The following is a 19505-nucleotide window of genomic DNA, read 5'->3' on the forward strand; positions in this document are numbered from 1 at the left end:
CCATCGCCGAAGAACACGGGTGAACGCCCCCGCGCCACCCTGAACTACCTCACCCCACGAGAAGCCTTCGAACGCCTCCTCGTTGCTTCCACCCCTTGACACCAAGCACCGCCCAACACGGATATCATTAGTACTCGAACCGCCTCCTTCACTTCACCCCGGGGCCCGGCGGTTCAACGTTGACTCCATTACGGTGGACGCCGGTCTTCTTGATGCTGCTGATCTTCTGCCCGGTGAGCGTGTCGATGTCTGTGACTGTACTAATGGCAACCGTTTGTCCACCTATGTGATCCCCGGTGAGCGGGGCGGGGGTGGGATCTGTGTCAATGGGGCGGCCGCTCACCTGGTGAGCCCTGGCGACATTGTCATTCTCATTGGCTACTCCCAGATGAGCGACGAGGAGGCCCGCACTTACCTGCCGAGTGTCGTCTTCGTCGATGAGTGCAACCGGGTCGTCGAGCGCGGCCGCGAGCCGGGGGACATTCCTGTCGACTCTGACGCCGCCCGGCTCCAGGGGCTTGTGCCGTCTGGGATCCCCCTGACGCGCGCCCGGGTGTGAGCGTTGCACATTCTTTCCTCCCCCAAGGAGCGAAGAAGCGCGGAATCCTGCGGATCTGTCCGGAATCCGGGCGCCCAGGAACGGGATGAATGTGCGAACGGGGACGCCATTGCACATTCATCCTTGCCGAACCGACCCCCTGCAACGAGGAATCGTTGAAATACCAACGATCCCCCACAGGCCGGCGCAAGAAGAATGTGCAACACCACCAAGAACCGGGCCAATGAGACCTCAGGACGCCAGGGCCACAAGCAACAACCAGCTCAGGAGGCCTTGGCCGCACATGGTGTGGGTTCAGGCGGTAATGATGTGGAAGCAACGTGGGGTCGGCCGGCGAGTAATCGGGCGAATGATTCAGTGAGGACAACGGCCGCCAGGGAGGTGGGGCGCCCGTGCGGCCCGGTCCCCTAGGCGATAGCCCAACCCTTCGACCTGGCAGTAGCGGGGGCGCCCGTGCGGCCCGGTCCTGTAGACCACCATGGCGGGCAGGTCCTCGGCGAGGAGTCTGCGCAGCCGCGCCTCCGGCTGCCCTGCGGCTTCGCGCATGAGATCGAGTGCCTCACGGCCGGCCAAGTCCCTGCCGGCAAATCGCCGTACTGCCGCATCCGCCATCCTGTCCACGACCCACCCTACGGAGCACCCCGAAGAAGGAGGGTGGGCGCGGGAGATAAGGAGGCGGTGCGGCGCAGGCGGGTGGCGGAATGGACGCCCGGCTCATTGCCCGCCGCGGGCGGTCTGGCGCAGGCGGTCAATGACGCGGCGCTGAATGAGGGCGATGAGGTAGGCCTGGAAGCCGACGCCAATGAGCACCATGAACCAGATCAGCCCCGTCCAAACCCCCGGCAGGAACCAAACCAGGGCCAGCGGGGCGAGAACGACGAGCAGGCACAGCCCGGTCAGGCCCAGTGCTCCGACGGCCAGTCGGGCGGCGTTGGCTATGTGGCGGCCCAGGGGGGCGGAGAAGAAGGCCGTTAGGGGCACCAGCCACACAACCACGCCCAAAAGGACGACACCACCGGCCAGCACCAGCCCGGACAGCGCCCCGCCACCTGCGTCGGCCAGCAGCAGGTACTCCCACAGGCCCAGGGCCGCCAAGGCGAGCACCAACGGCCACCACAGGAGGGACTGGCCCAGGGCGCTGCGCCAGGCGCGCCACCAGGAGCGCACTATGTAGGTCTCCTCGTCGCGGGCCATCTCCATGGTCACTCGCGCGCAGGCGCTCAGGGCGGCGCCGGCTGTGAGCACCGGCAGACAGGCCAGGAGGGTGAGGGCGTTAACAATGACCAGGTCGGCGGCGGCGTTCCAGGCCCGGTAGACCGGGGAGTCGATCCTGAGCAGACCAGCCATGAGGGCTCCTTTGGCGTGGATAGTGCGGTTTGCGCGCCGGGCGCGGGTGAGACGCGGCCCGGTGCGGGTGAGACGCGGTTAGAGGTCGAGGCTGCCCGCGCCTGCGCGCCCCCGAGTCCCCGGCGTGGTGCCGGGCTCCGGGATGCCGGCGTGGGCAGCCTCTTGTCGGAACTGCGGGTACTGCTCAGCCCTTGACGGCGCCGGCGGCCACGCCCTCGATAATGTGTCTCTGCCCGAAAAGGTAGAAAGTGACAATCGGGACGATCGCCAGCACCAGCATAGCCATCTGGGCGCCCATGTCACGGTTCCCATTGGAGCCGATGAGCATCTGGATAACAATGGGGATGGTCTTGTACCGCTCATCTTGGCCAATGACGAGGTTGGGCAGAAGGAAGTCGTTCCACACCCACATGGCGTTGAGGATGGCCACGGTTACGGCGGTGGGCCTGAGCAGCGGCATGACCACCCTAATGTAGGTCTGCAACGGTGAGCAGCCATCGATGTAGGCGGCCTCCTCAATCTCGACGGGGACTGACCTGACGAAGCCGGCGAACAGGAATACCGACAGTCCACCCCCGAACCCCAGGTAGAGCACGATCATGCCCCATGGGGTGGCCAGGCCCAGCATGTCAGCGATCTTGACCGTGGGGAACATGACCATCTGGAAAGGCGCGATCATGGAGAAGGCGAAGGCGTAGTAGATCAGGGAGGTCCACCAGGTCTTGACCCGGGTCAGGTAGTAGGCGGTCATGGCGGTGAGCAGGACGATCACCAGGACCGAGCCGACCGTAATGAACAAAGACCAGCCGAGGGCCGGGGCGAAACCGGAGAGATTGAGGCCGGTGACATAGTTGTCGATCCCGGCGAAGGTATCACGCGTGGGCAGGGCGAAAGGATCGGTGGAGATGAAGGCCCTGCCCTTGAAGGAGTTAATGAGGATGAACGCCAGCGGCACCACCCAGATCAGGGACAGCAGTGCCAGCAGGGCGACGATTATGGAGCGTCCAGCACTGAGCGGGGCTTTGCGCGGCGCGCTGGGGGCTTCTGCGGGCGCGGTCTGAACGGCGGCGCTCATGCGTCGACCTCCTTGGAACGGGTTGCGGTCAGCTGAAGCAGCGCAATGGTGGAAACAATAATGAAGAAGATGACGGCCTCGGCTTGAGCAGTGCCCTCGTGGCCGACCTTGACATACATGGTGTCCACAATATTGAGCGCCGCCATCTGCGTCTGCTTGAGTGGTGCTCCGTTGGTCAATGCAAGGTTCTGGTCGTACATCTTGAAGGTGCTGGCCAACGTCAAGAACAGGCAGATCGTGATTGAGGGCATGATCATGGGCAGGGTCACGTGCCGCAGCGTGGCCCATTTTCCGGCGCCGTCGATCTGAGCGGCCTCAATGAGCTCTGGGGGCACGTTCTGCAGGCCGGCGATGTAGATGACCATCATGTAGCCCACCAACTGCCAGTTGATGAGGAGGATGAGGCCGGCCAGGCCCAGGCGCCAGTCGTTGACAATGGTCTGACCCCAGCGCTGGAGGATCGAGTTGAGCATGACCTGCCAGGTGTAGCCCAAGACAATGCCGCCAATGAGGTTGGGCATGAAGAACACCGAGCGGAAGAGGTTGGTGCCCCGCAGCTTGCGGGTCAGCAGGTAGGCCAGGGCGAAGGCGGCAATATTGACGGTAATAATGGAGATCGCCGACACCAGGGCGGTGAACACCAGCGCCGAGACGAAGCCGGATCCTTTATCGAAGGCGTCAACGTAGTTCTGGGCGCCGACGAACTTGGCGTCGGTCAGGGTGGTGAATTCGGTGAAGGACAGGTACAGCCCCATGAAGAAGGGGATGACGAAGGCTATGAGAAACGCCAGGAGCGTGGGCCCGGCGAACACTGGGAAGTATTTTTTAAGTGAAGTGGTCATTGTTGTCTCTGCTTGAGCTCCGCGTGGTCAGTGCGCACGATGGCGCCCGGCCCGGTACCGGGCCGGGCGCCATCGTCGGTGCGAGACTGGGATACTGGAATCAGGCCTTCTCGGCGGCCCACTGGGTGACGAAGTAGTCCTTGACCGCGGCCCAGTCCTCGTTCCCGGAGGCGTACTGGGCCAGGTGCTGGCCGAGCTGGTTCTTGAACTCCTGGCTCGGGAAGGTGGGGAACACCCAGTTGATGGTGTACAGGTCGTCGTTGTTCATGAAGGTGACGACCTCCTTACCCAGCGGGTCGCTGGGAGCCAGGTCAACGAAGGTGTCGTAGGGGGCGATAAAACCAAGCTTCTCCGCGGCGAGCTTGGTGCCCTCGGGGTCGGTGAACAGCCAGGTGAGGAAGTCCGCCGACGCCTTCTGCCTCTCCTCGGAGGCCTTGGAGTTAATGGTCAGATAGTTCTCCGTGCCGATCGCAATGCCGGAGTTCTCCTCGCCCTCAACGCCGATGTAGATCGGCAGGAAGTGGATGTCCTCCTCCTTGACCGTGTTGCCCTGGACTTCGGCGATCTGGGACCAGGCCCAGTTGCCGTTCTGGACGAAAGCGGCCTTACCCAGGGCGAACTCGCTCATGGAGTCGGTGACGAGCTTGGCGCTCGTGGCGGAGGGGGCCACCGTGGAGTTGGCCAGATACAGGTCGAAGATCTGCTTGTAATTGTCCGAGTAGGTGAGCTTGACATCCTTGGAGTCCTGGACGCCGGCGTCGCGGTACTCGTAGAAGAGCGGGTAGTTGGCCAGGTGGGTCTGCCAGCGCCAGTCCTCGCCGGGGGACAGGGAGGTGGAGGCGAAGGCGCCGTCAATGCCCAGCTCCCCCTTCTTGGCCTGCATGTCCTCGGCGACTTCCTTGAGCTTGGCGAAGCTGTTGATCTCCTCGACAGAGGTGATCTTGGCGCCGTCGGTGGCAATGTAGGCGTTGAGGATGGCGGCGTTGTAGATCAGGCCGTAGCCCTCGTTGGCCAGCGGCAGGCCGTAGACCTTGCCGTCCTCGCCCTTGAGGGCCATGGTCGGGTCGGAAAGGTGCCCGGTGAGCTCCAGGTCGGTCATGTCCGAGGCGTAGGCCTCCCAGGTGGCCAGGCCGACGGGGCCGTTGAGGTTGAACAGGGTGGGCGGGTTGGACTTGGCGAGCTCGGACTTCAGGGTCTGGGCGTAGGTGCCGGAGGCGGCCGTCACGACCTTGACCTCCACACCGGTCTTCTCCTTGTAGGTGGCGGCGACCTCCTTGAAGGCGGCATCCGACTCGGGCTTGAAATTCAGGAAGTAGACACTGGCCGCGTCCGAACCGCTTGAGCAGGCAGCCAGGGTCGCGGCGGTCGCCAGGGCGAGCGAGCCGCTGAGCATGGTGCGGCGGGAGATAAGTGGCATACGGGAAGTCCTCCTTTGGACGCGAGAGGTGGCGGGGCTCTCGCCCACCGGTGGGAGTTGCCGCGGGGGCATCGGATCCACGGGTAGGTCCGGGCCTCGACGGCGACGCCCAATCATTGCACAAAGTACATGTCCGTTGCTGCAAGGCAATACAGAACTGCGTCCTCAGTCACACGCGGCTGCGCCTCGGCCTACCACCACGGCGCCTGGACCGCCAATACCCCAGACCCTGGGCCCTGCGCCGTCGTCCCGGTCGGATGCCGGCAGGCCGGCGGAATCAAGAGATCGAGATCGTGGAGCCAATGACGCACTCGACCCCCGGCACCGTTCCCGGACCGGGGGTCGAGTATTGCTCGGGCGGCCCGCACCGCCTCCGGTGTGGGGCGAAGCGACCGCCTGCCCTCTCGAACAGGTAGCCGCGCGCCGCTCCTGGCGGGGGCGGTCAGGGGCCTGACCGGCGGTGAGGCTCAGCGCTTGGCCGAGCCGACGGAGCCCAGGCGCTCGCAGGCCTCGACCACGCGGGCGGCCATGCCCTCCTCGGCGGCCTTGCCCCAAGCGCGCGGGTCGTACTTCTTCTTGGAGCCGACCTCGCCGTCGATCTTGAGGACGCCGTCGTAGTTCTTCAGCATCCAGTCGGCGACCGGACGGGTGTAGGCGTACTGGGTGTCGGTGTCAACGTTCATCTTAATGACGCCGTTGCGCACCGCGGTGGCGATCTCCTCATCGGTGGAGCCGGAGCCGCCGTGCATGACCAGGTCGAAGGGGGAGTCCTTGACGCCGACCTTGGTGGCGAGGCGGTCGCCAATGCGCTTGGCGCACTCGACCTGGATCTCACCGAGGATCTCCGGACGGAGCTTGACGTGGCCGGGCTTGTAGGAGCCGTGCACGTTGCCGAAGGTCAGAGCCGTAATGTAGCGGCCGTTCTCGCCCAGGCCCAGGGCCTCGATGGCGCGCATGGCGTCGTCGGCGGTGGTGTAGAGGTTGGCGTTCTCCTCACCCTTAATGCCGTCCTCCTCGCCGCCGACGGCGCCGATCTCGATCTCGAGGACGGTGTTGGCGGCCTTGGAGCGCTTGAGCATGTCCACGGCAATGTCAATGTTGTCGTCCAGGGACTCCGCCGAGCCGTCCCACATGTGGGACTGGAACATTGGCAGCTCGCCGTTCTTGACCTGCTCGGCCTCGATCTCCAGCAGGGGGTGGATCCAGCCCTCAAGGAGCTTCTTGGGGCAGTGGTCGGTGTGGAGGCCGACCACACCGGGGTAGAGGTCGCCGACCACACGGGCGTAGGCGGCAAAGGCCATTGAGCCCTTGACGCGGTCCAGGCGGGAGGAGCCGGACCAGTAGGCGGCACCACCGTTGGAGATCTGGACGATGCCGTCGGACTCGGCGTCCGCGAAGCCCTTGAGGGCGGCGGAGAGGGTCTGGGACGAGGTGACGTTAATCGCGGGGACCGCGTACTTACCGGCCTTGGCGCGGTCAAGCATGTCCGCGTAGGACTCCGGAGTTGCAATGGCCACTGGGTGCCTCCTGTGTCAGTGATAAGACAGTGGTGCGTGGCCGATTGTCCCACGAAATCGGCTCGCTGTGGATCGAATCACGATCCCAGCTCACATCTCCCAATAGCCGGTCCTTCCCGTTTCGCCGCCCTGAGTCACCGGCTGCCGGCCGGTTCACCCTGGGCGATGCCTCTTAGCACTCTCGGAGCGAGAGTGCCAGAATCGAGGCGTCGGGGTAGAGAGGCGACAGGCGCCTTCGCCCACTCGGCCTCCGGAGGCTCCGGGGCCGTGACCACAGGAGGTGGTTGACATGGCAACATCTTCCTTCGATCCCTTCCACGACCTTGACCGCTGGCTCACTCACGGCCTGGTGCGCACTCCCGCGTCCGTGGGCATGCCTCTGGACCTCTACCGCAAGGATGAGTCCTTCGTGGCCCAGATCGACCTGCCCGGCGTTGATCCGGCAACGATCGACGTCGATGTCGAGGACCGCACCCTGACCATTCGCGCCGAGCGTCCCGCCCACGACGACGAGGGCGTCCAGTGGCTCGCCCACGAGCGCCCCTCGGGCACCTTCGCCCGCCAGCTCACGCTGGGCTACGGTCTGGCCCTGGACCGCATTTCAGCGACCTACACCGACGGCGTACTGACACTGACGATCCCGGTGGCCGAGGAGGCCAAGCCCCGCAAGATCGAGGTCATGCACTCCAAGACCGACCAGCCCATTATTGAGGCCGAGTCGCAGGCGTAATCCGCCGGCTCCCGCCGGCCGGCCCCAGCCGGGCCCGCGGAGTACGGAGTACTGGGTGCGCGGAGTGCTGCCGGATTCGAATCCGACAGCACTCCGCGCCGGGCATTGGGCGGGAGGGCCGGCGCCGGTCGAGCACCGGACGGGCCGCCCCCGCCGGAGCGGGCCACACAGCGGGCCCGCTCCGGCGGGGGCGGCCTGCCGCATTACCCGCGCCAAGCTCAGTCCGGTGCGGGCCCACCGTGCTGGAGGATCCAGGCGTGCATGGCGACGGCGGCCGCCGCGGCCACATTAATGGAGCGCGTCGAGCCGTATTGGCCTATGCGCAGCAACCGGGTGCAGCCGGAAAGGAGATCGGCGCTAACCCCCTGCGCCTCAGAGCCGAAGATCATGAGACAGCGCTCAGGCAGTGGCTCACCCTCCAGCAGGCGAGATCCCGGGCCATTGTCTATGGCCACCGGCTCGTAGCCGGCGTCGCGCGCCCAGTCCAGGAGTTCGCCGGGCCCGGGGTGGTGGCGCACGTCGAGGTAGCGGTTGGTGACCATGGCGCCGCGCTTGTTCCAGCGGCGTCGTCCAACAATGTGGACCCCGGCAACATTGAAGGCGTTGGCGCTGCGCACAATGGAACCGATATTGAGATCCTGGCTGACGTTCTCAATGGCCACATGCAGCCGGTGGGCGCGGGCGGCCAGGTCGGCGCGAATCGCCTCAATACTCCAGTAGCGGTAGCGGTCCACCACATTGCGCCGATCCCCCTGGGCCAGGAGGACGGGGTCGTAGCGCGGATCGGTGGGCCAGGCGGTCTCCCCGCCGGGCCACGGCCCCACCCCCACCTCGCGGTGATCAGCCGGGGCGTCACGGTCCAGTGGGCTGGGCCGGGCCCGGTACTCGCCCTCGGGCAGGTCCTGGCCCCCGGTTCGGTGTTCGCCCTCGGGCAGGTCCTGGCCCCCGGGCCGGCCGGCAATGCCAGGGCCGCAGGCCTCCTTCTGCGGCGCATGGGCGGCGTCGGCCTGCGGGGCGGGGACTGGGTGGCTGGCGTCCTGGTTCACAGGGGCATTCTTGCGCCTCCCGGTGCGGCCCCTGACCCGCGCGAGCGAGGGCCGTTCCCACCGCGTCTACCGCGCCGCCCGCCCCACGACCCTGGCCCGCGCGTGCGAGGGCCGTTCGGGATCATCCCCGCTCGCGCGGGGTCGACGCTCCCCTGGCCCGCGCGAGCGCGGGCCGTTCCGGTCGAAGGCACGTGGACACCGCCGGCGAGCGGCCCCCACCGAATCGGTGGGGGCCGCTCCCATTGGTTCCCCTCAGGGGCGCTCGATCATGGCCCGCAGCTGCTCGACGTAGTCCTCGAAGGCGCGCCGCCCCTGGGCGGTGAGACCGAGGTAGGTGGCAGGACTGCGGCCCTTGAAGGTCTTGTTGACCTTGATGTAGTTCACTTCCTCCAGCTTGCTCAGGTGGGTGGAGAGGTTGCCGGCGGTCATGTCCAGGGCGCCCCGCAGCCGGGGGAAGGAGATCTCGTCGCCCTCGGCGAGTCCGGAGAGGGTGGCCATGATTCGCAACCTGGCTTGGGCGTGAATAACCGGGTCGAGCATTAGCGCACCGCCTTGCGCTGCCAGAGTTGGACCAGCCCCATCACCAGGAGGCCGCCACCGCCCAGAATGGCCATAATCCACCAGGCGGCGGGCAGGCCCACGATGGTGGCCGCGGCCGTCACCACGAGGATCCAGCCGCCCAACCAGGCCATGGAGGTCTCCTCCCAGAGCATGGCGCTGGCCATGTAGATGGTTCCGACAACGAGGCAGGGGATGCCCGAACTGAGGAGCGACGTGAGCTCATTGACCTCCTCGGAAGGAAGGTCTGCGAGGACGACGCCGATGCGGCTCAGGAGGATGACGGCCAGTCCCATGGCGGCGATCCAGGTCAGTCCGTAAACCGTGCCAATGCGAGAGGTGGTGCCGCGCACGCCGCGTGAGCCGCGGCTCACGACGACGGCGGTCACGACGATGGCGGCGGCGAGGCCGGCGGCCAGGATGAAGGGACTGCCCGCCAAGGCGAGGCCGGTGTAGCCCACTGCCCAGGCCAGGCCCCAGGCGATGAGAATGAGGTCAACGCGCACCGTGACGGCCTGGCGCTGTGTCTTGATGGCGGCAAGGGCGGCGGCCGGGTCGAGCGACTCGGCCTCAGGGACATGCGTGGAGGATGACATGATCGAGCTCCTTGGTCTCTAGTTAACACTAGTTTGTTCAACAAACCACTACTAGAGTACACCAACTAGTTTGCTTTGCAAAGTGTACGACGGGCCGGAGCCACTCAGGCCAGATCGAGGTCCGTCAGCCCCAGGGCGGCGTAGTAGGGCAGGCCGGCGGCCTCGATCCGCTCACGCGCACCGGTGTCCCGGTCCACAATGACGGCCACGGCGAGTACATTCGCGCCCGCCTCCCGTAGCGCCGCTACCGCCTCCAAAGGGGAGCCGCCGGTGGTGGAGGTGTCCTCCAGGACCACCACCGACCGGCCGGCGACGTCGGGGCCCTCAACGCGACGCCGCATGCCATGGCTCTTGACGGCCTTGCGCACCACGAAGGCGTCCAAGTCCAGGCCGCGGGAGGCGGCGGCGTGGAGCATGGCCGTGGCCACCGGGTCCGCACCCATGGTCAGCCCGCCGACGGCGTCGACCTCGTCGGCGCCCAGCCCGGCCTCCTCAAGCATGTCGAGCATGACGTGGCCGACCAGCGGGGCGGCCTCGTGGTGGAGGGTGGCGCGGCGCATGTCCACGTAGAAATCGGACTCCAGGCCCGAGGCCAGAGTGACCTTGCCGCGCACCACCGCGAGCTCGCCGACGAGCTCAGCCAGGCGGGCACGCTGGGAATCATTGGTGCTCATGGGCACGATGGTAGTGCCGCCACAACCCGGGGCGTGCGGGCCCAGGGCGGCCCGTCCTCAGCGGCGGTGGGAGGCCCTCGGGCTCGTCACCCGGCGGACCAGCCAGCGTGGAGCCACGCGCAGCAGGGCGTTCACGCTCATGTAGCGCAAGGAGGGCGTGCAAATGACCTGCCCGCGACGCACCGCCGTCAGCGCGGCGCGAGCGACGTCGTCGGCCTCCAACCAGACGACCCCAGACCAGTCAGCGGTGGCCATGTCGGCGCGCTCATGGAACTCGGTGCGGGTCAGGCCCGGGCACAACACGGTGGCGCTCACCCCCGTGCCGGCCAGTTCACCGGCCAGGCCCTCAGTGAAGGTGCGCACCCAGGCCTTGTGAGCGGCGTAGGTGCCCATGGCGGTCAAGGCCGTCATGGAGGAGACATTGAGGATGGCGCCGCGCCCGCGCGCCACCATCCCGGGCACGGCCGCATGGGTGAGTTCCATGACGGCAGTGACCATGACCGCCAGAGCGCGGCGCTCCTGCTCAATATCCCCGCCCACGAAGTCCTGCCCCAGGCCGAAACCGGCGTTGTTGACCAGCAGATCCACGGGCCGGGCGGGATGCCGCCCACTGGTGCGCGCAGCGGAGTCTGAGGGGTGCGCGGCGGAGCCGTCCGCCCACGGCTCTCCGGGTGGACGCAGACGCTGGGCCACACGTTCGCGGCCCTCGGCGGTCGACAGGTCCGCGGGCAGGACTTCGACGCCAACGCCGGCAATCTGGCGAAGCTCCTCGGCCAGGCCCTCCAGGCGGAGGGTGTCGCGGGCGACGAGAATCAAGTCGTGATGGGCTTCAGCCAGCTGCCAGGCGAACTCGCGGCCAATGCCGGCGGTCGCTCCAGTAATAAGTGCAGTTCCCATGCCTCCAGGCTACTGGGAAGCTCCCCGGAGTATGCGGCGGCGCCCGTCACCCCCCATGTAATCGGTGACGGGCGTCGCCGGGGTCCCCACCCCAACAACCTTCAGCTATCGGCGGCCCGACGGCGACACCGGGCCGATGATGGCACTGAAGGAAGACTATGGACGGGCTCGACTGGAATCCTCGCAGCCCCATGAGGGAACCGGCGCCGTGGTGGCGCGCGCAGACCCAGCCCCATTGCCCGGTTGTGCTCAGCCAGTGGACTTCTAAGCCTGGCTGCGCAACCACCATACTGTATGACGTCTGATGTCGCCATTGGCGAGAAGTGCAGGCCGTGTGATGTCTGACATATCGGGCGAGATGTCGGGGGAGGCGGTCGGCTGGTCATGCTGAAGACGCTCTTGCGCTCAGCGTCGAGCTATTGCGCTCAGCCGGGAGGCGCTTCATCGCCGGCTTGGACTCGACTTGGACTCGGCCTGGACAGGGCGCGCCCTCCTGCGGGACGCAGCACCCGGCAGCCGATACCCTGCCGCCATGCGCCTGGCTACGTGGAATGTCAACTCCATCCGCACTCGCGTCGATCGCGTCCTCGCCTTCCTCCAGCGCGAGGAGATTGACGCTCTGGCTATGCAAGAGATCAAGTGCCGCCCCGACCAGTTCCCTCACGACGCCTTTGCGCACGCCGGCTATGAACTTGCCGTTCACGGCCTCGATCAGTGGAATGGGGTGGCCATCGCCTCCCGGGTGGGGATCGACGACGTCGCCACCTCCTTCCCGGGTCAGCCCACCTGGACGTCCAAAGAGGGCCGGGCCCCGGTGGTGGAGGCGCGGGCGCTGGGGGCGACGGTCGGCGCCGGCACGAGGACTCCAGTGCGACTGTGGAGCCTGTACGTCCCCAATGGCCGCGAGCTCACCCACCCGCACTACACCTACAAACTGGAATGGCTGGGGGCACTGCGCCGGGCCGCCACCTCCTGGCTGGAGACCGAGCCGGACCTGGACCTGGCACTGGCGGGCGACTGGAACGTGGCGCCCCGCGACGAGGACGTGTGGGACATGGCCGCCTTTGAAGGGGCCACGCATGTCTCGGCCCTGGAGCGGGAGGCCTTCGCCGCCTTCCAGGAGACGGGGATGCGGGAAGTGACCCGCAAGCACGTCACCAACTACACCTACTGGGACTACCAGAAGCTGCGATTCCCGCGCAATGAGGGCATGCGCATTGACTTCGTCTACGCCTCGCCGACCCTGGCCGCGCGCGTGACGGGGGCGGCCATTGACCGCAACGAGCGCAAGGGCAAGGGTGCCTCAGACCATGTACCTGTCATTGTCAAAGTGGATGAGGGACGGCGCCGGCAGAGTTAGTCGCGGATGAGGGGCCGGGCCAACAGGGCGGCCCGCGGTTGAGGGCCGCCGGCGGGGCGGCCACAAAAGCGCCCCCGGGGGCCATTGCCGGCAGGACCTATGGCCAGTCGGCAATGGCCGGCCGGCAGTCGGCCCCCTGGTGCGGTCGGCGCCGTGCGCGGGCGCCTGGTCGTTCCGTGGCCGGCACCGGCGTGTGATACTCCAGGCCATGACGACTTCTCCCCCTGGAGAGCCCCTCCCTAGCGACGCCGTGACAAACCCTGCAACAAGCGCCGCCGTGCTTGAGCGGATCGCGGCCGGTCACCCTGAGTTGCATGTGGCCATCCTGCGTCACCCCAATGCCCCGGCGAGCCTGACAAAGTGGATTAGCCAACTCAACCCCGAGGCCGCCCAGGAGGCGGCTCAAGCAGCGCAAGCAGCCGCGGCCCAAGCAGCCCAGGCGGCGCAAGCGGCCCAGGCGGCGCAAGCGGCCCAGGCGGCCCAAGCAGCCCAGGCGGCGCAGGCAGCCCAGGCGGCTCAAGCAGTGCAAGCAGCCGCGGCCCAGGCAGCCCAAGCGGCGCAAGCAGCCCAAGCCGCGCAAGCAGCCCAGGCGGCTCAAGTAGCCCAAGCGGCACAAGCAGCGCAAGCAGCCGCGGCCCAGGCAGCCCAAGCGGCGCAAGCAGCCCAGGCGGCTCAAGTAGCCCAGGCGGCTCAAGTAGCCCAGGCGGCGCAAGCGGCTCAGGCAGCGCAAGCTTTTCCAATGGCCGCCCCAGGCCCCATGCCATCGGCGGCGTCGGCACCCTCACTTGCGCCCACGGAAAACCAGGCGTGGGCTCCAGTAGCACCACCACCCGGGGTCTCCGGCACGGCACCGATGCCCCCCGGCGCGGCACCGATGCAGGGCCCCTTCCCAGGCCCCCGACACAAAAAGGGCAGGACAGCAGCCGTCATAGCCGTATTGCTCGTCGTCGTGCTCGCGGCCACCGGCGGGACCTTCTGGTTCCTGCATTCACGGGGCGACGACAACCCGTGGATCGGTTCCTGGTCCAGTACCTGGGCCGGGGGCACTCGAAAGCTGTGGAGTGTCGAGGCGCGGCGAGTATGGATCTCTCAAGACGGCAGATGGATGGTCGCCGCCAGGGCATCAGGGTCCCGCTCATCCGAGGTCTCCTACGAGGCCTACCGCCTGGAGGGCGAGAAGCTCGGGGAGCCGATCAGCATGGACACGGATGAAACATTCTCATTCTCAGAGGTAGAAGAGGTTGTGTTCCTGGCCGACGGCAGGGCGGTCATTGGCGATGAGACCTGCCAGCTCGCCAGCGGCAAGTGCCAGGAGGCTCCCTGGGACACCAACAAGTTCGGTATTGTCCTGGAGTTCCCGAACAAGAACCTTCTGGCCTACGACAGCTCGTGCTTTCTGCGCAGTACGACCAGTTCTACGACCAGTTCTTGCCGATTCTTCCTTCTCGCCCCCAATGGCCAAGAAATCTCCTCCCTGAAGGGTCGCTACAGCGACATCCAGGCGCCGATGACGTGGAACCACGGGCCGGGCGACCGTTTCATTGCAATTGCCGCGGACACCATCGACATTGTGGACGCCAACGATGGTCACGTCGTCGCGCACCTGGACGCCAGCGAGGGATTAACGCACGCAGCCTCCGACGGCATTGTCGTTGACAACAACAACAAGCTGACGGCCTACACCTGGAACGGCGACGAGATGTGGCAGGAGAGGCATGGTGACGATAACCTCCTAAGCGTCTGGCGCGTGGAGTCCGTCGCCGAACTCCACAGCTTCCTGAAAGAGGATCTCCCTGAACTCTCCCCGGACGACTCATATTACGCGCTTGACAAAGACTCCAGGTACACGTTGAGGAACGGACGCGTGACAAGCCTTGTGACCGGTCAGACCATAAAGATCAGCTCCAGCTACGAGTATATTTTTCCTTTCGCCGGCGGTCAGGGCATCGCGGCGGCCACGCTGACGTCCGAAAAGCCTAAGATCTCGTTCTGGGAGACAAGCGGCGGCAGCGAGGTCGACGTCGTCAAGGGAATGTCGTGGGTGTTCGGCTCCCAACGCCTCCTAGTCGAAGAAGAAGGCACTGGTAAGAATTCAACGTACACCGTCTACGCCCCCAAGTAACCCCGTCCGGCTCTCCGCCGTCGGGCACCATGCCGCCGGGCGGCGGGCGGTAGCACCAGGTCAGCACCGGGCCACCTGGGGCATGGCCATCCCCTCGCGGCGTGATCCCTCAGCGGTCGGGCCCCGGCACCGAATCCGGTCCTGCTCGGCATGTGACTGAGATCAATGTGTGACACTACACAGTATGGAAACTCCTCCTTGGGGATCCTCCCTCCCGGCCGATGCCGTGACGAACCCGGCGACCAGCACCGCTGAACTCGCACAGATCGCGCAGAACCATCCGCAGTTGCATGGGGCTATCCTGCGTCATCCCAATGCCTCCCCGGAGCTGGTGGCCTGGATTAACGAGTTCACCGCGCAAGCAACTCAAGCGACCCAGGCGCTTCCAACGGCCGCCCAGGCCCCTGCCGCCCCAGGCGCGGCGCCACCATCTGCGCCGTTCCCCGCAGCGCCGCCCGCGGCGCCCTGGGCCCCGGGGCCAATGCCGGCCGGAGGCCGGCCGCCGATTGGAGGGCCGGCGCCGACTTTTGCCGCTGCCCCGGCCGGAGCACCGAACCCCCTACCGTCGCCCCAGGGCCAGCAGCCATGGCCCACCGTCCCCGTTGGAGGCCCTTGGGCCGTGCCCGCGCCGACGCCGCGGCGCAAGAAGGGACCGCTCATCGCCTCGCTGGCGGCGGTCCTGGTCGTCGTGCTCGTAGTGGCGGGCGGACTCGTCTGGTTCCTGCGCTCCAAGAACAGCACCAACGCGTGGGTGGGCACAATGAGCGCGGACTGGGCGAAGGGAACCCGGGAGCTGTGGAGCGTTGACGCCGACGACGCCTGGATCTCCCCTGACGGGAGATGGATGATCACCGTCGAGGACTCGGGATCGGACTACTCCTACACCGCCTACGCCCTGAAAGGCGAAGAACTGGGGGATCCCGTGCTCCTGGACGGCACGAGAAACGCCTCAACGATGACAGACCCCATGTTCATGGCGGGGGACAAGGCGATGGTCGCCGGAAGGATCTGCGAGCTCGCCAACGGCAAATGTCAGGACGCCCCCTGGGACGCGAACGACCTGACCGCCTACCAGGAGACACCGAGTGGAACGATCTTGGCCTACGACGCCGACTGCACGCCGGATGGGACCACCATCACCTGCCCGTTCACCCTGCTCACCGCCGAGGGGCAGGAGATCGCGTCCCTGGGTAAGAGTTATACACGGGTCACGGCCCGCGGGCTGTGGGATCTTGCTCCAGACGACTATCTTGTTGGGGTCTCGAATGACTCCGTTGACATTCTCAACGCCGACACCGGCCAGGTTGTGGCCCACTTGGATGCCGATGCCAGCTATGTGCTGACAACACTGGACGGCATTGTGGTCAACAATGAGGACACGCTGGTCGCCTACACCTGGGACGGCACCAAGCTGTGGCAGGAGAAGCACGACGGCGTCGGCTTCGACCACGTCTGGACAGTGAAGTCGGTCAACGACTTCCATGACTTCGTGAAAGCGGATATGCCGCAACTCTCCTCAGGGGATCTCTATAACGCCGCTGATAAGGATTCACGCTTCGTCCTGAAGGACGACGGGAAGGTGATCAACCTGGTGACCGGCGAGACCCGCAGTGTCAGCACCCGCTCCCTCATCATCCCCCTGGCTGAAGGAGCCGGGTTCGCAGTGGTGAGCGGGACCTCCACCAAACAGGAGGTCTCGTTCTGGGCGTCGGGCCGCGGCAGCAGTTCCAGCACCCTTGAGGGTTTCGTCTGGTACCACAGCTCCCAGCGCCTGCTGCTCAAGAATGACAGCAGCACCAGCAGCGAGAAACCAAGATTCACCGCCTACGCCCCCAAATAGTCCGCCGCCGGCAAGGCAAGATCGAGGAGTTCACAGAGCCAAGATCTGGTCATTGAGCACCGGCCACACGGCCCTGTGCACCGAACTGAAGGGCTGCTCCCCCAGGAACACCGCCTGCCGGCCGGCCACCGGATCCACCCAGATAAAGGAGCCCGCCTGACCAAAATGGCCGAAGGTTGCCGGACTGTTCCCCCGGCCCGTCCAATGCGGCGACTTCGAGCCGCGAACCTCCACCCCCAGGCCGAAGTCGTTGGGCGTCTGACGTCCATAACCCGGCAGCACTCCGGCCAAGCCTGAGAACACTGGAGCACACGCCTGCTTCGCCAGCCCCGCCGACACCAGGCGCGGTGCAGCCAGCTCCTGGGCGAAGAGCGCCAGGTCGCGGGCGCTGCCCTCGCCGGAGTAAGCGGGGGACCCGGGCACCAGAACGCTGGCCATCCCCAGGGGCTCCAGCACACTGGTCTCCACCCATGTCTCCAGGGCAGTACCCGTGGCCTCCTCCAGGAGTTCCCCCACGATCTCAATGCCCCGGTTGGAGTAGATGCGCCTGGTCCCCGGCTCAGCGAGCACGGCGTCGGAGTCGAAGGCCACCCCCGAGGCGTGCGCCAAGAGGTGGCGCACACTCGCCCCCGGCAGGCGAGCCGGGTCGGCGGGCGCCCCCAGGCCCAGCAGGCCCCGCTCAACAGCCACCAGCACCGACCAGGCCACAATCGGCTTGGTCACTGAGGCGAGGGGAAGAACCTCCATCACCGCCCCCGCCTCGGCGATGACCCGCCCGCCCTGGCAGACCACCAGCGCCGTGGGAAAGTCAAAACCGGCCAGGGCGGGAAGAGCCGCCAGTGCGGCATCCCCAGTCAAAGGGCGCAAAACGGTCATGGGGTCCTTCTGTCCTTCCACGTGGTGCAGAACACGGGCTGGCGGCGCAGCGAATCCGGATCGGGAGACGGCCCCTATCGCGCACGCGCGCCGCCGGCAACTGCACGCGAGTACTCCGGCCCTGGGCGTCGTCGTCCCCGCCCATCCGCCACGGGCCCAGCCGGCCCTTCTGGTCAGTGCAGGGCCAGGCGCTGATCGTGGAGGACCGGGAGAGCCGGGACGACGGCGGCCGGCCCCATGCCCAGGGCGCGCACCATCTGTGCGCTGAAGGAGTCGACGCGGTTGTTGGTGTCGCGCAGGTCGTAGTACTCCTCAACAACGGCGTCGTAGTCGGCCAGGGCCTCCAGATGCTCCTCCACATCGGGGTAGGAGTCGACTCCGGTGGTGATCTCCCGGGGCAGGCGCGGCTTGTACTGGGGCTCCTGGGCGGCATGCCCCACGAGCAGGCCCAGCAGCGGGAAGGTGCGCTCGGGCAGCTTGAGGGCTTCAATGACGCGGCGGGGGTCGCCCAGGATCGATCCCAGGTAGGTGGTGCCCAGGCCCAGGGACTCGGCGGCCACGACAACGTTCTGCGCCGCGATCACCGCGTCCTCCACCCCCTGGAGGAAAAGGTTGACGCGCTCGAGGGGCTCCAAGGAGACCCCGGCGCGCTCGCGGATGACCGCATTGCGGTGCAGATCGACGACGAACACGAAGAGCTCGCCGCGGTCCCCGCCCACATAGGGCTGCCCGGAGGCCAAGTAGACCTGTTCGCGCACCACCGGGTCCAGAATGCGGATAATGGTGACCTGCTGCTGGAAAGCGGAGGTGGCGGCGTGCCGGGCGACATCGAGAAGGGTGGTGACTGTGTCCTCCCCCAGCGGCTCATCGGTGTAGGCGCGAATAGTGCGGTGGGCCATCTGGGCGGCGATAGTCGTATTGGTCACCGGGGTGGTGGCCGGGGTGTTGAGAGCGTCGGTGGGGGCGTCGGTACTGTGTGCGGTCGTGCTCATGCCTGCTGTCCGTCCGGTGGATCGTGTTTACCCTGATGCTAGCCGCAGGGGTCGGGGCCGAGCCCGCAGGAGTCGAGCCGGCGTCGCCCCATGCCGCTCAAGGGATGACGCGGCCATCAGGCATGCGGGGCAGGGGCGGCGGGCGCCCGCGAGTGTGTCCGCACAGGTCGCTAGCATCATTGGCGATGCCTTTTTATCACCGCGCCCCGCACGACCGCGGCCCTCTGCGCCCCGTCTCCACACCCCGGCTTCGGGCGACCGACCCCACCTCGGCGGCCGGCCGGGCATTGGTGCCCGACCCAGCGCTGGAGCGCGCGGTGGCCGGCGTGGGCTACGCGATCATTGACCTGGAAACCACGGGCCTGTCCCCGACCACCGACTCCATCCTGGAAATCGGGGTAGTCCTGACCGACGCCTGCGGGAGGGTCGAGCGGAGCTGGTCCACCCTGGTGGATCCTGGCGCCGGCATTGACGTGGGCCCCACCTTTATTCACGGGATTGTCGCCGCCGACCTGGCGGGCGCCCCCGCCCTGGATGACGTCGCCGACCTGCTCGTGCGCGACCTCGCGGGCCGGGCGGTGGTGGCCCACAACGCGCGTTTCGACGTCGGTTTCCTCGTTCAGGCCTTAGGCAGGCGGCGCATGCTCGACCGGGGTGCGCGCGTGCCGCGGGTGTGCACCATGGAGTGGGCGCGTCACTTCATCACCACACCCTCGCGGCGCCTGGTCACCTGTTGTCGCAGCGCCGGCGTCGACATTGGGCAGCACCACAGCGCGCTTGACGATGCCGTGGCAGCCGCGGGCCTGCTGCGCCACTACTTGAATGTAGGTCGCGAGCGCGGCGAGGAGCCGGTGGCGTGGGCGCGGGCCCTGGTCGCTGCGCAGGCCTTTACCGGCTGGCACTGGGACGACGAGCGCGCCAGGAGGGCCGAGGCCCTGCTGGTGCCGCGCTCCCGGCCCGGCGCCCCGCGCTAGCCCCCGCCCCCTCCTCCCCCCTTCCAACAAAATCCTCACAGCACAACGTCCACGGCTGCCGTGCTGTGAGGATTTTGTTGGAG

General features: G+C 66.9%; 18 protein-coding genes and 1 pseudogene. 7 read left to right on the forward strand and 12 right to left on the reverse strand.

What is annotated here, in order from left to right:
- Positions 1 to 121 precede the first annotated feature (121 nt).
- Positions 122 to 559 (forward strand): aspartate 1-decarboxylase, encoded by a 438-nt coding sequence (gene panD / locus EUC46_RS04680; RefSeq protein ID WP_128773105.1) that lies wholly within the window; start codon positions 122 to 124, stop codon positions 557 to 559.
- Between the two features lie 714 nt (positions 560 to 1273).
- On the opposite strand, the gene EUC46_RS04685 is transcribed toward panD, so the two are convergent.
- The 5 genes from EUC46_RS04685 to fbaA all read right to left on the reverse strand — a co-directional run bounded on the left by EUC46_RS04685 (position 1274) and on the right by fbaA (position 6757).
- The gene (locus EUC46_RS04685; protein WP_128773036.1) at positions 1274 to 1906 is read right to left on the reverse strand and encodes a MusI family membrane protein; all 633 of its coding nucleotides are present in this window, start codon (positions 1904 to 1906) and stop codon (positions 1274 to 1276) included.
- A 184-nt stretch (positions 1907 to 2090) separates the two neighbouring features.
- The gene (locus EUC46_RS04690) at positions 2091 to 2981 is read right to left on the reverse strand and encodes a carbohydrate ABC transporter permease (RefSeq protein ID WP_128773037.1); all 891 of its coding nucleotides are present in this window, start codon (positions 2979 to 2981) and stop codon (positions 2091 to 2093) included.
- Positions 2978 to 3823, reverse strand: a complete 846-nt coding sequence (locus tag EUC46_RS04695; protein ID WP_128773038.1) for a carbohydrate ABC transporter permease — start codon at positions 3821 to 3823, stop codon at positions 2978 to 2980. The genes EUC46_RS04690 and EUC46_RS04695 overlap by 4 nt, the downstream gene beginning before the upstream one ends.
- Before the next feature lie 100 nt (positions 3824 to 3923).
- Positions 3924 to 5240, reverse strand: a complete 1317-nt coding sequence (locus EUC46_RS04700; protein ID WP_128773039.1) for an ABC transporter substrate-binding protein — start codon at positions 5238 to 5240, stop codon at positions 3924 to 3926.
- A gap of 467 nt (positions 5241 to 5707) precedes the next feature.
- Positions 5708 to 6757 carry a class II fructose-bisphosphate aldolase gene (gene fbaA, locus EUC46_RS04705; RefSeq protein WP_128773040.1) on the reverse strand — a complete coding sequence of 350 codons (1050 nt, stop codon included), beginning with the start codon at positions 6755 to 6757 and terminating at the stop codon, positions 5708 to 5710.
- A 289-nt stretch (positions 6758 to 7046) separates the two neighbouring features.
- On the opposite strand from fbaA, the gene EUC46_RS04710 reads away from it, so the two are divergent.
- Entirely contained in the window at positions 7047 to 7487 is a 441-nt protein-coding gene (locus EUC46_RS04710) for an Hsp20/alpha crystallin family protein (protein WP_128773041.1), read from the forward strand.
- Between the two features lie 218 nt (positions 7488 to 7705).
- Here the strand turns inward: EUC46_RS04710 and EUC46_RS04715 are convergent, their stop codons facing one another.
- The 5 genes from EUC46_RS04715 to EUC46_RS04735 all read right to left on the reverse strand — a co-directional run bounded on the left by EUC46_RS04715 (position 7706) and on the right by EUC46_RS04735 (position 11258).
- Positions 7706 to 8386, reverse strand: coding sequence for a TrmH family RNA methyltransferase (locus EUC46_RS04715; protein ID WP_241655403.1), 681 nt, complete (start codon positions 8384 to 8386; stop codon positions 7706 to 7708).
- A 399-nt stretch (positions 8387 to 8785) separates the two neighbouring features.
- Positions 8786 to 9031 (reverse strand): transcriptional regulator, encoded by a 246-nt coding sequence (locus EUC46_RS04720; RefSeq protein WP_338324463.1) that lies wholly within the window; start codon positions 9029 to 9031, stop codon positions 8786 to 8788.
- Positions 9032 to 9072: 41 nt separating this feature from the next.
- The gene (locus tag EUC46_RS04725) at positions 9073 to 9687 is read right to left on the reverse strand and encodes a hypothetical protein (protein WP_128773043.1); all 615 of its coding nucleotides are present in this window, start codon (positions 9685 to 9687) and stop codon (positions 9073 to 9075) included.
- Positions 9688 to 9791: 104 nt separating this feature from the next.
- Positions 9792 to 10361, reverse strand: coding sequence for an orotate phosphoribosyltransferase (gene pyrE / locus EUC46_RS04730; protein ID WP_128773044.1), 570 nt, complete (start codon positions 10359 to 10361; stop codon positions 9792 to 9794).
- A gap of 57 nt (positions 10362 to 10418) precedes the next feature.
- On the reverse strand, positions 10419 to 11258 hold the full coding sequence (locus EUC46_RS04735) for an SDR family NAD(P)-dependent oxidoreductase (RefSeq protein ID WP_128773045.1): 840 nt from the start codon (positions 11256 to 11258) through the stop codon (positions 10419 to 10421).
- A gap of 532 nt (positions 11259 to 11790) precedes the next feature.
- Between EUC46_RS04735 and EUC46_RS04740 the strand changes: the two genes are divergently transcribed.
- The 4 genes and pseudogenes from EUC46_RS04740 to EUC46_RS04750 all read left to right on the forward strand — a co-directional run bounded on the left by EUC46_RS04740 (position 11791) and on the right by EUC46_RS04750 (position 16580).
- On the forward strand, positions 11791 to 12618 hold the full coding sequence (locus EUC46_RS04740; protein ID WP_128773046.1) for an exodeoxyribonuclease III: 828 nt from the start codon (positions 11791 to 11793) through the stop codon (positions 12616 to 12618).
- Between the two features lie 937 nt (positions 12619 to 13555).
- On the forward strand, positions 13556 to 14740 hold the full coding sequence (locus EUC46_RS04745; protein WP_128773047.1) for a hypothetical protein: 1185 nt from the start codon (positions 13556 to 13558) through the stop codon (positions 14738 to 14740).
- 184 nt (positions 14741 to 14924) lie between these two features.
- Positions 14925 to 15110 (forward strand): annotated as a pseudogene (locus EUC46_RS13510) (variant leucine-rich repeat-containing protein); the annotation flags it as partial.
- Between the two features lie 249 nt (positions 15111 to 15359).
- A complete protein-coding gene (locus EUC46_RS04750; protein WP_128773048.1) occupies positions 15360 to 16580 on the forward strand; it encodes a hypothetical protein in 1221 nt (406 codons plus the stop codon).
- 30 nt (positions 16581 to 16610) lie between these two features.
- Here the strand turns inward: EUC46_RS04750 and EUC46_RS04755 are convergent, their stop codons facing one another.
- Complete coding sequence (locus EUC46_RS04755; protein ID WP_128773049.1) at positions 16611 to 17456, reverse strand: serine hydrolase domain-containing protein; 846 nt, start codon at positions 17454 to 17456, stop codon at positions 16611 to 16613.
- 173 nt (positions 17457 to 17629) lie between these two features.
- Complete coding sequence (locus EUC46_RS04760) at positions 17630 to 18382, reverse strand: NADPH-dependent oxidoreductase (protein WP_241655404.1); 753 nt, start codon at positions 18380 to 18382, stop codon at positions 17630 to 17632.
- A 251-nt stretch (positions 18383 to 18633) separates the two neighbouring features.
- On the opposite strand from EUC46_RS04760, the gene EUC46_RS04765 reads away from it, so the two are divergent.
- Positions 18634 to 19422 (forward strand): 3'-5' exonuclease, encoded by a 789-nt coding sequence (locus tag EUC46_RS04765; protein ID WP_128773051.1) that lies wholly within the window; start codon positions 18634 to 18636, stop codon positions 19420 to 19422.
- Positions 19423 to 19505 lie beyond the last annotated feature (83 nt).

Origin of the sequence: Actinomyces oricola (assembly GCF_004104015.1) — a bacterium.
GTDB lineage: Bacteria > Actinomycetota > Actinomycetes > Actinomycetales > Actinomycetaceae > Actinomyces > Actinomyces oricola.

Excerpts from the sequence above, each read along its gene's own strand:
- EUC46_RS04725 (WP_128773043.1), bottom strand. The coding sequence starts at position 9,687 with ATGTCATCCTCCACGCATGTCCCTGAGGCCGAGTCGCTCGACCCGGCC.
- EUC46_RS04700 (WP_128773039.1), bottom strand. The coding sequence starts at position 5,240 with ATGCCACTTATCTCCCGCCGCACCATGCTCAGCGGCTCGCTCGCCCTG.
- EUC46_RS04735 (WP_128773045.1), bottom strand. The coding sequence starts at position 11,258 with ATGGGAACTGCACTTATTACTGGAGCGACCGCCGGCATTGGCCGCGAG.
- EUC46_RS04720 (WP_338324463.1), bottom strand. The coding sequence starts at position 9,031 with ATGGCCACCCTCTCCGGACTCGCCGAGGGCGACGAGATCTCCTTCCCC.
- pyrE (WP_128773044.1), bottom strand. The coding sequence starts at position 10,361 with ATGAGCACCAATGATTCCCAGCGTGCCCGCCTGGCTGAGCTCGTCGGC.
- EUC46_RS04695 (WP_128773038.1), bottom strand. The coding sequence starts at position 3,823 with ATGACCACTTCACTTAAAAAATACTTCCCAGTGTTCGCCGGGCCCACG.
- EUC46_RS04690 (WP_128773037.1), bottom strand. The coding sequence starts at position 2,981 with ATGAGCGCCGCCGTTCAGACCGCGCCCGCAGAAGCCCCCAGCGCGCCG.
- EUC46_RS04765 (WP_128773051.1), top strand. The coding sequence starts at position 18,634 with ATGCCTTTTTATCACCGCGCCCCGCACGACCGCGGCCCTCTGCGCCCC.
- EUC46_RS04755 (WP_128773049.1), bottom strand. The coding sequence starts at position 17,456 with ATGACCGTTTTGCGCCCTTTGACTGGGGATGCCGCACTGGCGGCTCTT.
- EUC46_RS04685 (WP_128773036.1), bottom strand. The coding sequence starts at position 1,906 with ATGGCTGGTCTGCTCAGGATCGACTCCCCGGTCTACCGGGCCTGGAAC.
- EUC46_RS04740 (WP_128773046.1), top strand. The coding sequence starts at position 11,791 with ATGCGCCTGGCTACGTGGAATGTCAACTCCATCCGCACTCGCGTCGAT.
- EUC46_RS04710 (WP_128773041.1), top strand. The coding sequence starts at position 7,047 with ATGGCAACATCTTCCTTCGATCCCTTCCACGACCTTGACCGCTGGCTC.